Source organism: Mesorhizobium sp. M3A.F.Ca.ET.175.01.1.1 (genome assembly GCF_004791945.1).
Taxonomy (GTDB): domain Bacteria; phylum Pseudomonadota; class Alphaproteobacteria; order Rhizobiales; family Rhizobiaceae; genus Mesorhizobium.
Genome location: NZ_SRTP01000010.1, coordinates 61,723 through 77,503, shown reverse-complemented (window position 1 = coordinate 77,503; position 15,781 = coordinate 61,723). Strand labels below are relative to the sequence as shown.

The following is a 15,781-nucleotide window of genomic DNA, read 5'->3' as shown; positions in this document are numbered from 1 at the left end:
CGTTCAGCGAAGGGGACACATTCGTTCACTGAATGGCGCTAAGCTAATTACACCAAAATCACCGCGAATGCCTTAGCCGCCCCCCGCTCCGTCGCCGCCTCAAACCGTTTCAGGAGAATGCGCCCCACATCAGGAGCGTATACAGATGCCGATTTCCTGGCGCGGGTTGTTGTCCATCATGTCAGCCGAAAGGCAGTTCTGGCTAGTTATCACAGCCACGTCATTGTCCGGTTCCTCGACACGTTTTTGCAAAATGCCGCTCCTACGGCTTACCTTGGTCGATCGACGCGGGCGTCGAATGCGGGGGCTGCATCCTGATCGCGTGGCCCGCGCCAATAATTGAAACGATCGCTGAAACCCAAAGAAGAAGTTGGATTGTTTTTACAGTCGAAGGTAAGCTGGATGGCTTCAAGGTCACCCGAAATTCACCATCCAGCTTATTTAGGTTATTGAGATACCCATTAAATGCACGCCCGAATCTCCCCATGATATGTATGAACGCAATACTCAGAATTACACAAAATAAAAAGATGACCTCTGCAACAACCGGATCGCTCTTCAGCTGAGAAACCGCAAAATACCACAACCCTCCTAGCGCGACGGTAAAAAGCGGAGGGATCTTGTACAAAATGTCGTTCATCGAGCGGAAGTGCGCATACTGCTCTCGATAGATATCCGCTATGCGGATATGTCCCGCGGCGCTGTGATTATGCGAATTTTCTTGCAGTGGTTCATTCGCTATATGGTTCGACATCTGAAACCTCATCGTTCGATTCTCATTAGCATCGAATGCGGGTTTAGCGCGGGAAGATTTTGAAATGGGGCATCCAATCTATCTCGATGGTTTTGCCACTCTACCGCTTGCGCCTGAAGCTCGCGAGGCTATGCTTGCCGTTTGGGCGCAACCGGGCAATGCCGGTTCGCCCAACGTTTCAGGCGAGATTGCCGCCCGCACGATTGCCGATGGCCGCGGATCGGTTGCCGACCTGATCGGCGCGGCGGCGAGCGAGATCACCTTCACGTCGGGCGCAACCGAAGCCAACAATCTCGCGATTTTCGGCGTGGCACATGCTGCTCGCAGATTGGAACCGAACCGAAAGCGCATCCTCGTTTCAGCGGTCGAACACAAGGCTGTGTTGGAGCCTGCACATGCCTTGCAGGCTGAAGGATTTGAAATCAGCATCGCTCCCGTCGATCATCGCGGTCAGCTTGATCTCGCTGAATTTGCGAGGCTCGTCGACCAAGATCTCCTGCTTGCATCCGTGATGATGGTCAACAACGAGACCGGCGTCATTCAGCCGGTCAAGGAAGCTGCCGCCATGGCACATGAGGGCGGCGCGCTTTTCCATAGCGATGCTGCGCAGGCTGCGGGCAAGATCGATGTCGACGTCGTTGAGCTTAATGTCGACTACCTCACCCTTTCGGCCCACAAATGCTATGGCCCGATGGGCATAGGCGCCTTGTATGTTGCCGCATCCGCGCCAAAGCCGGTTCCATTGACTTTGGGTGGCGGCCAGCAAAGCGGCCTGAGGCCGGGAACAGAACCGGTCGCATTGATTGCAGGCTTCGGTGCGGCAGCTCGAGTTGCAAGCCACCGGCTTTTATCCGACCAAGAGCACTGCTCCGGGTTGATCGACCGTTTGCTTGAGACGCTTGAACAACGGCAGCTTCGTCTCCGAAGGGTCAGCGGCAATGCGCCAACGGTCCCAGGCACGGCGTCCATCCAGCTGTTCGGCATCGATGCGGACGAGCTCTGCGCCCGCATCGCACGCCACGTATCGCTTTCAACGGGCTCAGCATGCACCTCAGGGCAAATCAAGACTTCTCATGTTCTTGAATCTATTGGCCTTTCGGAAATAGACGCTCGCGGCGTTATTCGGATTTTCTGTAATCGCTACCAGAATTCTGACGAGATACTGAGAGCCGCCAACCACATTGTTGAAGCAGCCGCGCTGTCTCGCCTTGAAACTGGAGAGCTTCACCAGTAAGGTCCCCTTCATGGGACGCGCTACGATAAAGATCGATTCGAGAGTGCAGTTTGCGGGACATGAAACGTTCCCGCTCCGACTGCTATGGTTGAAGAAGGCCTTCGATGCAATCGGCGGCGGAGCCGATTCGAGAACATTTCAGGAACAAGATGCAATAACCCGATTTGGCGTCGGACGCAATATGGCCGTGTCGATGCGCTATTGGGCGCTCGCTTCGGGTTTCTTCGCCGAAGATGATCGCATGATTGCACCAACCGGGCTTGGTCACGCCATTCTCTCCGACGATGGCCTCGATCCCTACCTCGAGCAATCATCAACGATTTGGCTTGCTCATTGGCATATGGCCAGCACGCCGGCGATGACGACAACTGCCTACTACGCCTTCAATTTGCTCAATGCGATCGAGTTTGATCCGGCGATGTTGCTCGACCAGCTCATGGCCTTGGTCGAGAGCAACGGATGGAGGGCAACGCGTGGAACACTCAAGCGCGATGTCGAGGTTTTCTTGCGCAGCTATGTGCGGCGCGCGGATACTCTCAATGAAGACGCAGCAGAGCCTCTGTTAGCCGAGCTAGCATTGATCCGGGAAGCTCGGCTTGGCGGCTGGTACGAGTTCGTTCGCGGTCCCAAGCCAGGCCTCCATGACGCCGTATTCGCTTACGCGCTTGGTCAGTTCTGGGAACGCTCCGGCGGTTCGACCACTTTGACGGCTGAACAGATTTGTTATGGAGCAGGCTCGCCAGGCCGCGTTTTCAAACTCGACGAAGACAGCGTGGTTTCTCGGCTGATGCGGCTTGATGATCTGACCGCAGGTGCTTGGCAATGGGTCGACACGGCCGGTCTTCGCCAGATCCAGCGCTCGTCCGAGTTCGATCCGACGAGGGTTCTTTCTCTCGCCTACCCACGCAAACCCGACCGTCAGATCGCAGCATGAGCAAGCTTGCCAGTATAGTTTCCATTGATCGCCGTTTCGCGCGATCGGCGCGGCTCGACGCGGACCTGAACGGCACGCCGCCCTTGGTCGGATACGTTTTGCAGGCAAGCGTCGCGAAATCTCTGCGTACCCTTGGTGAGAGCCAGCGCGACCACCATCAAGGCGCTTACACTTGGACCGGTCCTTATGGCGGTGGCAAGTCGAGCGCTGCCTTGCTGCTTGCGAACCTCGTGGCCGGCACGAAGAAGAACCGGAAAATTGCTCGAGATATTGCTGGTGAGCCTCTTTCGACCCTGTTCAACCAGGCGTTCCCGGAAACTCGCGGCCCCTGGAACGTCGTCGCCGTTACCGGAAGCCGGACACGGCTCCGGGACGCAATCGTTGAAGCCGCACGCAACGCGCTTGGTTGGTCGCCGAATACCGCGTCACAGTTTGCAGCAAGCGATGATCGCCTTATCAAAGCTTTGATCGCGGGTGGCGAAGGCGCATCGAGCGGAACCCTCCTCATTCTCGACGAACTCGGCAAGCTTCTTGAGCACGAAGCGCTCGAGGGTGGCGACGTCCATCTGCTTCAGGACCTCGCTGAGCATGCCTCGCGCAGCAATGGCCGCTTGGTCGTTATTGGCATTCTGCACCAATCGTTCGACCAATACACGGCGCGTGCTGCGCGCGACGCGCGCCAGGAATGGCGTAAGGTTCAGGGCCGTTACCAGGACATCGCGTTCCTTTCGGGCGCAGACGAAACCGTTGCGCTGCTTGGCAGGGCCATCGCCGCTGAGCGCGCTGATAACGATGCGTCCTGCGCCCGCACCGTTGCTGAAGCGGTCGCCAAGCGCCGTCCGACGGACGTTGACGTTCTGGCGGACGCGCTTGCTGAGACATGGCCTCTTAACCCGGTGAGCGCACTTCTGCTCGGACCGATCTCAAGAGCGCGCTTCGCCCAAAATGAACGAAGCGTCTTTGGCTTCTTGAGTTCGGCTGAGCCCTCCGGCTTCAAGGAGTTTCTGGAGACGACCGATCTTGAGGGCGGGACCTACGACCCCGCGATGCTCTGGGACTATCTTGCGGCGAACTTCGGAATGGCCCTTACCGCGGGTGTGGACGGTAATCGCTTCAGCCTCGCATTCGAGGCGATCGAGCGGGCCGGTGTCAAAGGAACTAGTCTGCACGTCGCATTGACGAAAGCGGCCGCGATCATCGAGTTTTTCCGCAACGGGTCTGGCGTCGTGCTCGCAGACGACTTTTTGAGCGCGTCGGTACCCGGCTTCGCGATGAAAGCGATCAGCGGAGCAATCAAGGATCTCGTCGATTGGGCTATTCTGATCCGGCAGCCACGCCTTGGCGGATATGCCCTTTTTGCCGGCAGCGACTTCGATCTTGAGGAAGCCATTGGCCGGGCTATCCAACCGGCGGATTCACCTGAGCTCGCCGACATTCCGCGCCGCGTCGGCCTCGGCTTTGCCACGGCCAAACGGCATTATTTCCAGAAAGGCGCGCTCAGGACTTTTGAGATAGCGCTGCAGGTCGTCGGCCCGAACGATACGATCGAGTCTTTGACGAGCGGCATTTTGGCCCGCGCTCTTCATGGCAGCGGCCTTTTGCTATTGCTCCTCGGCGACGGTTCTTTGACGACGAAATCAGTCAATCAACTGGCGCAGAAAGCCGCCAAAGCGCTGGCGACTAAGGAGCGTGTGATCGCCCTAGGCGGGGCAAATGACAGCTTTGCCCTCCGGTCAACGGCCGCAGAGTTGTTGGCGGTCGAACGCGTTTTCCGGGAGCACCCCCAGCTAGAGGGCGACCGGATAGCGAGGCGGGAGATTGCCGCGAGACAATCCCACTGCATCGATGAGCTTCATCGGGCGCTCGAGACGGCGTTTGAGAACGCAAGCTGGTACCTGGCGCCTCAGCCGAGCCAAGCCATTCGCGCACCGCTAACGGTCGTTGCAAGTGCGCTGGCCGACGCCGGTTTCTCCAAGGCGCCGATTATCAAGAGCGAGTTGCTGCAGCGAGACAAACCGTCATCGAATTCGATGGCGGCTTTGCGCGAGCTGGCTCACGCAATGGTCAACTCGTATGCAGATGAGCAGCTGGGAATGACCCAGTATCCCGCCGAGCTCGGCCTCTATCTTACCTTGCTTCGACCATTCGGATTGCACAAAGAGATCAAGGCCGGCATGTTTGGCTTTTCGGAACCGGACGATACCCAAGAAGGAACATCGCTCCGCCCTGCGTGGGATGTAATCGACCTTGCCGGCGAAAAGCCTCTCGATGCCGTCTATGCGGAGTGGGCTCGGCCGCCCTATGGCATCAAGGCCGGCGTCATGCCGGTGCTGGCGCTTGCCTACATGCTTGCCAAGCGCGAGAGCGTCGCCGTCTATATCGACGGAGTGTATCAAACAGCAATCGATGACGTCGTCGTCGACAAGCTTCTGCAGAAGCCTGGTCTCTTCCGTTTGAGGCGGATCGACCGGTCCGTGCGCGAAACCGCGTTTCTCAGTGGGCTCGCGCAGCTGCTCGGCGTCGACCATCACGGAGCGTCATTGCCTGTCGCCGCAGCACTCTTTCAGCGCTTTGAAGAGCTCTCACAGTTCGCAAAGCGTACGACCACCCTTGATCCTTTGGCGGTGAAAATCCGCGCGGTGGTGGTGAAGGCAGACGATCCCGAGCGACTGCTGTTTGACGATCTTCCGGCTGCTCTCGGCGAAAAGCTTGCCCCGGAGACCGTCTACCATGCCCTTGAAGCGGCTGAAGCGAGCTATCCGGCGCTGCTCGAGGAGTTGCGTCTGGCACTTGCAAAGGCGCTCGGCATCGATGCCCTGAGTTTCGCTGGAATTGCGGAACGCGCATCGGTGCTCAAAGGCCTGACGAACGATTACAATTTCGACGCCTTTGCAGATCGCGTCGCAGCGATGGAGCTCGGCAAAGGCGACATCGAGAGCACGGTCAGCGTTTTGTTGCATCGCCCCGCCCGAAACTGGTCGGACAGAGACCGGCAGGAAGCTTTGACGGAAATTGCGCGATACGGGCGCCGTTTCCGGGAGCTTGAGGCTCTGGCGATCGTGCGGGATCGACGCTCCCAGACCGAGGCCCTTGCACTTGTCGTCGGCCTCGATCCCAAGACGCCGCCCTTGATGCGTAGTTTCGAACTAAGCGAAAGCGAGAAGGTAGCTGCAGCAGGGATCGCCGATCGTCTTGTGGCGTCGCTCAGATCAGAAAACAAGAGTGGCCGACTGCAGCTTGCTGCACTGGCGCGTGCAGTCGCCATGATGGCAGCCGATGGCGAAGACGAGGTTGGCAGGCAATGAGTGGGGAACGTCATATCCTCGGTCTATCGGGCGGGCGCGACAGCGCGGCGCTCTCCGTTTACATGCGACAGCATCATCCAGAGCTGCCGATCGAGTATTTCTTCACAGACACCGGTAAGGAACTGCCTGAGGTCTATAGCTTCCTTGATAAGCTCGAAGGCTTCCTGGGTAGGCCGATCCAGCGGCTTAATCCCGATCGCGACTTTGATTTCTGGTTGGACGAATATGGCAATTTTCTCCCCTCGCCTCGCACCCGGTGGTGCACGCGACAGCTGAAACTCCGTCCTCTGGAGCATTGGCTGCAAAAGGATCTGGAAAGCGGGACGATTGTCCACTCCTACGTCGCCATCCGCGCGGATGAGCCAAGCCGCGAGGGTTATCAAGCCACACACCCCAACATGCGGGTCCGTCTTCCCCTTCGTGAAGCAGGGGTCGATCGTACCGGCGTCATCGAAATACTCGAGCAGTCCGACGTCGGCGAGCCAGCTTACTATCAATGGCGTTCCCGGTCTGGCTGCACATTCTGCTTTTACCAGCAGAAGATCGAATGGGTTCGGCTCGCCGAACATCATCCGGATCGCTTTGCAGAGGCCGTCGACTACGAAAAGACCGCATTACGAGACGGCTCGCCATTCACGTGGAGCCAAGGCGAAAGCCTGACGGATCTGATCTCGCCCGCACGGGTCGAACAGATCAAGGCGGATTACGAGAAACGCCGGGAGCGATTGCGACGCGGCCGGCGGATCAATCCGCTATCTGGCAGAACCTCGGAGACGATCGACGACGTCTACGGGCTCGACGAGGCAGCAGCTAGCTGCGTCGTCTGCCACAAATAAGTAGTCCTGCGTCTTGTCAGCCACATGGGGCCGAAAGGCAGAATTGCGAAATTATAATACTTAAGAAAGGAAGTCCCGCAACCACTTCAATACCGCGGTAACCGGAGCAATCAACGCCTGATATGTTTTTATCCACGGTTCGACCGAAGCATATACGGCGGCTCCCGCGTTGAAGATTTTCCATAGATTATTGACCCAGCCAGCAGTCTGGAAATCGTGTGCTTTGCTAGGATCTAACTCCCCTAGAGGATCAATTGGTGGAGCGATATGACCATCGGTGGCGTCATTCTCAACCTTGGCAATCAGAAGCTCAGGGGATGATGCTTCCTTGATCGCATCGGAAACTCCTTCGTCAAATATTGCTGGCGTTTGAGCATCGATAACACCGATAATGTCGTAAACTGCATCAATCGGAAGTGGGGAATCGATGTGACCTGACCGTACTGATCTGTAAAAGTCCTCGACTTCCGGGTAAAACGCACGGAGCGCGATGTGTTGCTCCAGAAGAATTTTTAGCGACGCAGCGAAAGCAAATGGTAAGATCTCCCGCTCGGCGAAAAACATGTACCTAATTATTCTAGCTGCCCCGTCAGCCAACAGTATATTTCCCGGATCATCTTCAGTTGGCAGCCACCTGATGTAGGACTCCAGCTCGCTTTTATAGTCATTCCTAACTTGCCACACCTGCTCTTTCAGCTTCAAGATCAAGTCTTGGGACTTTACCCTGCACGCCTCCAGACGAGGAGCATGATTGCGCCGAGATGTCGCAAAGGGAAAAATCGGCCTGTTCGCCGAATTTTCAACGACAGCAATTTTGTTTGCGACCCAACCATAAGCAATCGGTGTAGGAACATGATCAATCGCATCAATCTCATGGGCTGGCTCAAAAGAGCTTGACCTATCGGCTGACGAACTGGGCGACGCGTCCACTGACGCCGCCTCGAAAAGATCGCCTTGACCCGTTAGATTAGAGAAGACTGTCCTCAGATGTTCTGCGCTGGGCCACAACTCCTTCTCAAGCAGATTGATTTTATTAAACAGTGGTGGGATCAGGTTGCGACTGTCACTGTCGCTTTCATTAAGTATCGCCAACATAAACAGCCGAAGAGTCTTTCTCTCGGCTTCAGATTTCCAAATATCGATATAATCTTTACCAATCTCCAAATGGTCAACTTTTGCGAGCAATTTGGCCTTAGATGCCGGAGCCCCATGAGAAAAGTCGGAAGACCCGAGCGATTTGCCGTTACAGAAAAAGGTCCAGAGCCGATCATTTGTTAGATGCCAGAGAGGCTTGTAACCGTCCTTCCCCCGATCTGGGTAGAAGGGCGAAACGTAGTCAGAAAAGCGGTCGCAAACTAATTTTGCATCTATTTCGGCCGGCTCGATACGCCCTTCATCAGCCAAGTCGATCATCGCGATTACACAGACAGGTTTAAAAAACTGAGCTGCCTCTGATCGATGTTTTCTGATCTGCCGTATAAGCGTGCTCCAGTTTGTGTGACCCATTAATGGCACCCCTTCAACATCCAAATGAAGACCATATATCGTGTTCGCGAAGCGCCGTTCATTCGTTACTTCCAAGTAGTGTCACTTTGGTGATCCGTGAACACGAATAGCTGGATGTGTAGAACCATGCTTTCGGATCAGCCACCCTCTAAGCACCAAGATCGACCTCGAAGTGTCCAGACCGACATTGCACGGCTGGTTATCGCTTCAGTGGCGACGAAACGTTATCCTTGTCAGAACTTATAATGGCGTCCACCGCAGCGTCGATATCATCATCGGACAAGAACGGCGCTTGGGCGTAAATGATCGCCGGCTCGCCACTCAGCCTTGCCGCAAGGTGGCCGAGCCCTAAAAGCTGTTCCGCTCCCTTCACGCCAAGTGCGATTTCGGATGTTCCGACGCTCGCAACCTTCAGGATCAATCTGTTGCCGAGGTTGTCGCGTAGCTGCATTGGCATGACATTAGCATCGGGCCGTTGCGCCGCGAAGATCAGATGCATGCCGGCGGCGCGTGCCTTCACGCCCAAGCGCGAAACATTGGATGTCACCGCGGACTTGTAATCCTCGGTCAGCATCCATTCCGCAAATTCGTCATGGATCAGGAAGACGTATGGAAGCCGCTCGGAAAGTCCGACTTTCGAATTGAACGCTCGAATGTCGCGAGCCCCCTTGGACCGGAACAGCTCATAGCGGCGCTCCATCTCTGTGACGAGCCCCTCCATGACCTCAACCGCCCGCGCCTGGTCGACAATCACCCCGCCCTGCAGATGCGGCAGCCGCTCGATTGCCGCATAGTCGACACCCATCTTCGGGTCGATCAGGTGAATGTGTGCCAGATCACTGGAATTGGTCGCAGCGATATCGAGGAGGAGCGCTTGGATCAGCACGGATTTCCCCGACCCCGTTGCGCCCGCAACAAGGGTGTGGGGCTCATGCTGTTGACCGCCGGCGAATGGGCCACCAAGGTTCAGATAGAGGATATCGCCGTCGAGTTCCTTCAGGCCTAACACGAAGGAAGTATTGACGCCCGCGGCATTGCGGTTAATTTCCCGTCGGCCCCAAACATCCCAAAGAGAAACGACCTGTCGCTGCGGCCGCGCTACGCCGACGACGATCTCGCCCGGCAATGGCGAAATCGAGATCAGCCTAAGCCCATGCGTCGTCAGAAGGGATGATTGTTTCGCTTCGATGTCTTCAACGCGCAGACGATCCGACCCCATGAAACGGATCAGCGCGGCGTTTGGGGTCAGGCGCGTCCCCACGATCTTGGCCTGGAGATTGTAGCCGAGCAGGGCGGAGCGCAGCTTTTGTGCGGTGCTGTCCAACCATTCACGTTCGTCCGCTGAGTTTTCGCGCGCTTTCTGTGCGCGAGCTTCGACTAGGGCGGCAATGCCGAGGTCGACGCCGGCGCGCGAAAATTTGTCGGGCGTCGGAGCAGTCGTTTCGGTACGCGGCAGGGCTGGAGCACGCGGTTGCATGTTCGTCAAAGTCGATCCAGAGATGGTAGACTCGTCTTCGTCTTTGCTTTGGGTCGCGACTGAGGCGGGGGCGATTTCCCCGCTGGACAGGCCGCCGCTATCGCCGCTCGCGGCGACCGATCCATTACCGTTTGTGCCCGGTTCCACGGCCTCGATAACGATTCCGCCTTCGGGATCGCCCTCGTCGTCATCCTGATCATAGTCGTGGCTGATGGGCTGTTCGATTACAGCAATCGAATGCTCTTCTTTGATGGCCTTGGTCCAATCCACCCGCGGCGCCGGATGGCGATAGCTGACCGAGTTCCACGTGTGCTTTTCGCCGAGCTGGGCGCGAAGTTCGGTTAGGCTCTGTTTGGCCTCGTAAGCCTTGATCAGTTTGCGAAGCCCCTCGCGCGTAAAGGTTTCCTGAAGGCCCATCTGGATTTCCGGCAACTCATCTTGCTCTCCCGACGAACTGCCGTCCGTCGCGGGGCCGGAAACGAAAATATGCGAGTAGCCGCGCAAATCGATCGGGACAGCACCGCGGCGAATGCCGTCACGAACGCGTTCGAGAAGATTTGCCTGACCCAAGGCTGCTGTCCCGTCCAGCAGCAAATCGGAGATCCGGGAAAGCCAGAGGTCGCGATCGAGGCGTCCGGGATCGCCAAACAGGGCGTCATCGATACGGGCGACCGTCTGTCGCAACTGGCTGCGTGACTTGCGGCTCGCCTCAGCCAAACCGGATTGGTCGACGTATTTCGCTTCGGTGACGATTGCCCTGAGCTTTGGAAGACCATCCTCGCCTGTCGAGAGGCTGATGCCAAGGATGTCGGCGATGCCCTCTTCCTTTTGCCCAAGCCATTCCGCATAATCATCAAGGAGGAACCAGGCAACGGCTGCGCGCTCACCAAGCTCCTCTTCGACCAGGGCCCGGCTCAGCACCAAACCGATCAGCTCGCCGGCCGAGACGCCCCGTTTGGCTGCACGCAAAACAATATCGCCCGATATGGCATTGGCGTCTTCGATCATTCGCCGGGCGAGACCTGCAAGGCGGTCGTCGTCAAGACCCAAGGACAGTTCCGCAAGCCGCCGCTTGACCAGCACGTGAAGTATTCGCAGCTCCGATGTCGACGATACGACCATGTTGCGGCCGTGGGTGCGTTGGCGACGATACCGGATCACGTTGATCCCTTGGGCAGCAAGCTGCCGCTTGTCGAGAAGATCGTCATAGGTGGCGACCCACTCCGCCAGTTTATGCACCTCGTCGAACATCCCCTTCAGGCCACCATCCTGGAAAGAGATCTGGCGGGCTGGCAGATAGTGCTCGTCTGGACCATGCGACTGGCGCCGAACAACGTTCGCGACGGCGTCGATATACGCCCAACCAGCATCTGGCTGACGCGGGCACGTCAGGTAGCTCGTCGCCTTGAGTTCGTCTTCGGCGGTGACCCGCCGGTACGACCAGCGGGCCGGTACGTGCTCCAGCAACGAAGGATTATCCTGCAAAGCCGGAACCGGAAACCACTGTTCACGCGCTTGACGGGACACAACGTCGTGCAGGAACGCTACGTCTATCTCGCGTGCTCCGCCCGACTTTGATCCGCCCGCAACGTCGAGCATGACGCCGATACGCAGCTTCGACATGAAATTCCGCGATGTCTCGCTGACCACAACTGCATCGGGATCGTTTTCCGATCGTTCAAGCAGCTCGGTGTAGACTCCAGACAACCGGGCACGGTCGCGATGGCGGACCAGCACATTGCAATGGACCTCTTCCTGGTCCTGCACCGAACTCAGCGCGCTCACGGTTGCGAGCGGCAAGCCGGCCGCATCGCAATTGTAGAGCATGATGCTGAGATTTGACCGCTCGTGCGGCTGCAGGTCGAGATAGCGTTCAAGCAGCGCGCGGATCTGTCTTGCGGCCTCCGACGGGTCAACGTCCGTGGTTGCCTCAGACGGATCACGGACTGGCCGCTCGACCAGACTGTAGTCGTTGACCGTGCTTGTTTCCGTGAGCAGGACAGGTTCGCTGCCGTCATAGCCGACGGCCACTTCAGGATAGAGAGGATGGCTGAGTTCGTCGCGGAGATCGCTGAAAAACAGACGCGAGTCGCCGAAGTTCACATCGACATCCGACAAGAGATAGTCGGCCAAGCCAGCCACCGATCGCATTTTAGCCACGACACCAGCCAAGCGCAGCGGGTGCCAAGGCGCGACAATGGCTGACGGCGCGCTCCCCAGTACTTCGATCGTCCCGATCCGCAGCACCGGCTCCCAGATATCGCGGCGGTTAAGATCACCTATGGCATTCTTAGCCAAACTGTTCAGCAGGGCGCCGTAGGCGTCAGCCTGCGCGATGAGGGTGGCAGACGCGTACCCGGACGACTGCAGGAATGTGAGTGCGTCGGTATACAAGGCGACGAATTGTTTCCACGCCGCAGCAATGTCGTCAGCGCCCGCCTGGGTGATCCGGCCTGCCTCCCTTGCCTCCTTCAAGAGTTTTGGGAACAGCTTCGCAAGGTCAATGCCGGTGCTCGTGCGCGGGATGAGCGTTCCAGCATCCTGCCCGAAGGCTGGTTGCAGCGTTCCCGTATCGTTGAGAGATACCGACTGGAGGGCACCCTTTCGACTAACCGATAGACGGGCAACGCTGCTGCGTCCGAACGGGCGCTTGATGAGGCGGCCGAGATCTTTTGGCAGCTCCAGACCGATGGCTGCTGGCTGGCCGGTCCACACGAGCTGAACGGTTGCCCGCTCCCGTCCGGCTGTTAGCGCCACATCGAATTTGATCTGCAAGGCACTTCGTGCCGTCGATTCATTTCGGCGGTACTTTTTTTGACGTGCTTTCGCGCGATCGAGCAGTTCTTCGTAGCCAAAGAGATGACTCACGTCCCATTCGACGGCTGCACCGAAAAGCGCCGGCAACCCTCTGTAGCGCAGGCCGAAATACAGGCCAACGTCAGCATTGAGGTCGAGCCACTGGTTACGCGATCGCCTGGCCGACTTAATGCTCAATTTCCGGGGTCCACCTCCGAGGTTCACCTGGCCAAACAGACGTTCAATGACTCGCAACAGGCCTCCAAGGAAATCTGTGCATTCGATCGGGCGACCGAAGACGAAGCGCTCCCACTTGACCCTGAGAGCCTTGTCTTGCGCGAGATCATCCCTGTGAGCCTCGAAAAACTCACGATCGTCCTCCCGCGTCTCCTTCAGCGACCGCCCCTTAAGAACGCGAAGGTATTCGTTGTCGGCTGGGCTCAATCGGTCGGGAAACGTGAACTCGAAGAAATTGATTGTCTCTTGCGCGAGCGAGGTTTTCTTCAGCTTAATCCCGGAAAACAGCTGAAGAACGCTCTCAGCCTCCCATTCGAAGAGGCTGAGCGCTTCTGCTTCTGGGCCCCAACCTGGCGCGGCCTCAATGAAAGCATCGATGGCGGGATGAACCACCGCCGGGATATCGTCCCGCACCTCCGAGAACTGCTCTCTCAGCTCTTCATTTTCGATAAGCTGGCGATTGGGACGCTGCTTGACCATCAACGGTTTGCGCTCGGCGACGAGCTTTTCGAACAGCTTTTTCCACCGACGCGGGACTTCGCGATCGCGTTCGCCAAGCCCCAAAAAGTAACCGCTGTCGCGCGGCAGGCGCAACGCCGGCAATGCCCATCCGAGGGCATCCGTGACCGGTACCGCATCGGTTTCGATACGCGTCCGGGTCATGGCGACATAGGTTGCAATCTGGTGGAGCGTCCAGTCATCGGCCGCGGTCAGCCCCTTCAACGCAGCCATCCAGGTCGCGATCTGGCTCTCGCTCAGACCAAGGCCGACGGCAGCGGCCTCGACCCAAGGTCCCGGCTCTTCCGTCAGCTGTTTGGCGCCTATCAGGGTCACATCCCCGAGGGAGGCACCTTGGTCTTCGTCTGTGTTGGCAAAAAGAAGTGCGGGACGGTTGTAGTCGGCGTGCCGGATCGCCACCATCCGCTCGTCCGTCATCACGCTGTCCGGAAGTCCGAAAGGTGAAACCAGGCTGCGCGGCAGCGCAATGTTCAGAAGCTCTGTCGCTTTCGTATCCGTGAGCAAGGCCTGGGTGATCGCAGCAACCTGCTCGCCGGTCAGACGATCGAGAAGATATCGCGCCATGCCATCTTCCGGCGACAGCGCGTCAAGACGCAAACGGATCGATGTCGCGCCGGCGGCGCCAATGAGATCAGAGGGGTTCACTCGGCTCTCGCTCTCTGGAATGGGTTTTCGACATAGGCGCAGCTGTCGGATAGGCGTCTGAGAAGACCCAGGCTTGCCAATCGCTCTTCGAGGCGATGCGCATTGTCCGAAAAGTCTTCCTGATCTGCGGTCCCGGCATCGACAAACGGTCGTGCCTGCGCATCTCCGATGACGATTCCATACCGCTGATGTAAGCGCACCAGGAAGTCTTTAAACTCAAGCCTGTTGTCCACGCAGGCCACGACGAGGGTCTTCAGCAACCGATCGGTTGGTGCATACCGCACGCGCCGGCTCGATCGACGTGACGACAATCCGATTGCCCGCGACCATGTCGCATGAATTTTGCCCACGTGCTGTTTGTGACGGGTGGTTGCCTTCCTGAGCAGCTCGTCAAGCAGCTGCTTCGGATCGCCGACAGTCTCGTCTTCGTCCCCGTCTGGCCATCCGAACTCGCGTTGCATCAGGTCACTGGCCCTCAAGAGGGGTTCGTCAGATGCAACGGCGGCCGTCCAGGCCGGCGTCTCGGCAATGCGCATGATAAAGCGCTCGATTGCGAGTTGCGGCAGCATATTGTTGTGTTGATAAGAGTCGGCCGACAGATCCCGCACAACGGACTTTTTGGGCGAGACGATTTCGCAAACGAGCTCGACGGGAGATTGATCAAGCAGCTCTCTTGCCCGATCGAGTTGATAAAGAAGCAGATTGAGGCCAGCAGTGGTTACAAGGTGCGGAATAGCGTCATGGCCCGGAATCGGCAACTTCAGGATCGAAAGCCAATCTTCCGCCATCCGATCGAAGACAAGGTGCTGCGAACACGGCAGATAGGCGCCCCCACGTTCTGCCTTGGCGAGCTGGACATCCCCCTGGAGCGCGAGCGCCATCGCATCATACGGCGCCGGTTGATCCAGAAAACGGGATGTGAGCAATATGCGAAGCTCGTCAGCGTGCTTGCTCCTGCTTAACATGAGGTAGAGGATTTCGCCTGTGCGGGCGAAAAAGCGTCGATCGTTCGAGACGCTGCCATTCGGTTTGACGTTGACGTCTTCGAACAGAGAATGCGGCCCAAACGGGAAGACGAATTTAGAGCTCCACCGTTTGTTGCTCGACCCTTCAATCGCCGAGCCCTGGAGGAAGTTCAAGACAGCCGCGAAATCATCGAAAGTTTCGAAGCGATCGCGTAGATATCTGAAATCAGGCTTGTCGATGCCGCCGGCGGTTTCCGCCATCTTATCGAGCCAAAGCGACCATGCCGCGTCGTCTGACCCCGCTTCGGCCCGAACCGTCATAACATGGGGATTGTTGAACACGAGGTTGCGCAGGCGCAGCTGAAGCTGGGGCTTATATGAGAGGCTGTTATAGATTCCCTCGCTCAGTGCCCGGCCTTCACGGTGCTCCGACAGAAGCACCGTCAGAAACTCGAGAAAGGTCAGCCAGGGTGACTGCTCGTCATGAAGGCGGTGTCCCCAGATTGCTTCGTCGATCCAATATGCAGGCCCGGTGCGTTCTTCAAACTGGGTGGGGCGATCAAGAAATTCCAT

At 57.7% G+C, this 15,781-nt stretch carries 8 protein-coding genes; 4 read left to right on the top strand and 4 right to left on the bottom strand.

Annotated features, from left to right (window positions below; genetic code table 11):
- Positions 1–262 precede the first annotated feature (262 nt).
- Positions 263–766 (bottom strand): hypothetical protein, encoded by a 504-nt coding sequence (locus EN818_RS21575; protein WP_135906549.1) that lies wholly within the window; start codon positions 764–766, stop codon positions 263–265.
- A gap of 52 nt (positions 767–818) precedes the next feature.
- Between EN818_RS21575 and EN818_RS21570 the strand changes: the two genes are divergently transcribed.
- From EN818_RS21570 to EN818_RS21555, 4 genes are read left to right on the top strand one after another with little or no spacing between them, the layout of a single operon-like run.
- Entirely contained in the window at positions 819–1,988 is a 1,170-nt protein-coding gene (locus EN818_RS21570; RefSeq protein WP_135905192.1) for a cysteine desulfurase family protein, read from the top strand.
- A 10-nt stretch (positions 1,989–1,998) separates the two neighbouring features.
- Entirely contained in the window at positions 1,999–2,922 is a 924-nt protein-coding gene (locus EN818_RS21565) for a DUF4007 family protein (protein ID WP_135905398.1), read from the top strand.
- Positions 2,919–6,227, top strand: coding sequence for an ATP-binding protein (locus EN818_RS21560; RefSeq protein ID WP_135905190.1), 3,309 nt, complete (start codon positions 2,919–2,921; stop codon positions 6,225–6,227). The genes EN818_RS21565 and EN818_RS21560 overlap by 4 nt, the downstream gene beginning before the upstream one ends.
- Complete coding sequence (locus tag EN818_RS21555) at positions 6,224–7,063, top strand: phosphoadenosine phosphosulfate reductase family protein (RefSeq protein ID WP_135905188.1); 840 nt, start codon at positions 6,224–6,226, stop codon at positions 7,061–7,063. The genes EN818_RS21560 and EN818_RS21555 overlap by 4 nt, the downstream gene beginning before the upstream one ends.
- A 60-nt stretch (positions 7,064–7,123) precedes the next feature.
- On the opposite strand, the gene EN818_RS21550 is transcribed toward EN818_RS21555, so the two are convergent.
- From EN818_RS21550 to EN818_RS21540, 3 genes are all read right to left on the bottom strand, one after another.
- Positions 7,124–8,644 (bottom strand): hypothetical protein, encoded by a 1,521-nt coding sequence (locus tag EN818_RS21550; RefSeq protein WP_135905186.1) that lies wholly within the window; start codon positions 8,642–8,644, stop codon positions 7,124–7,126.
- A gap of 124 nt (positions 8,645–8,768) precedes the next feature.
- A complete protein-coding gene (locus EN818_RS21545) occupies positions 8,769–14,243 on the bottom strand; it encodes an FtsK/SpoIIIE domain-containing protein (protein WP_135905184.1) in 5,475 nt (1,824 codons plus the stop codon).
- On the bottom strand, positions 14,240–15,781 hold the full coding sequence (locus EN818_RS21540; protein WP_135905182.1) for a hypothetical protein: 1,542 nt from the start codon (positions 15,779–15,781) through the stop codon (positions 14,240–14,242). The genes EN818_RS21545 and EN818_RS21540 overlap by 4 nt, the downstream gene beginning before the upstream one ends.

Excerpts from the sequence above, each read along its gene's own strand:
- EN818_RS21565 (WP_135905398.1), top strand. The coding sequence starts at position 1,999 with ATGGGACGCGCTACGATAAAGATCGATTCGAGAGTGCAGTTTGCGGGA.
- EN818_RS21540 (WP_135905182.1), bottom strand. The coding sequence starts at position 15,781 with ATGGAATTTCTTGATCGCCCCACCCAGTTTGAAGAACGCACCGGGCCT.
- EN818_RS21575 (WP_135906549.1), bottom strand. The coding sequence starts at position 766 with ATGAGGTTTCAGATGTCGAACCATATAGCGAATGAACCACTGCAAGAA.
- EN818_RS21570 (WP_135905192.1), top strand. The coding sequence starts at position 819 with ATGGGGCATCCAATCTATCTCGATGGTTTTGCCACTCTACCGCTTGCG.
- EN818_RS21555 (WP_135905188.1), top strand. The coding sequence starts at position 6,224 with ATGAGTGGGGAACGTCATATCCTCGGTCTATCGGGCGGGCGCGACAGC.
- EN818_RS21560 (WP_135905190.1), top strand. The coding sequence starts at position 2,919 with ATGAGCAAGCTTGCCAGTATAGTTTCCATTGATCGCCGTTTCGCGCGA.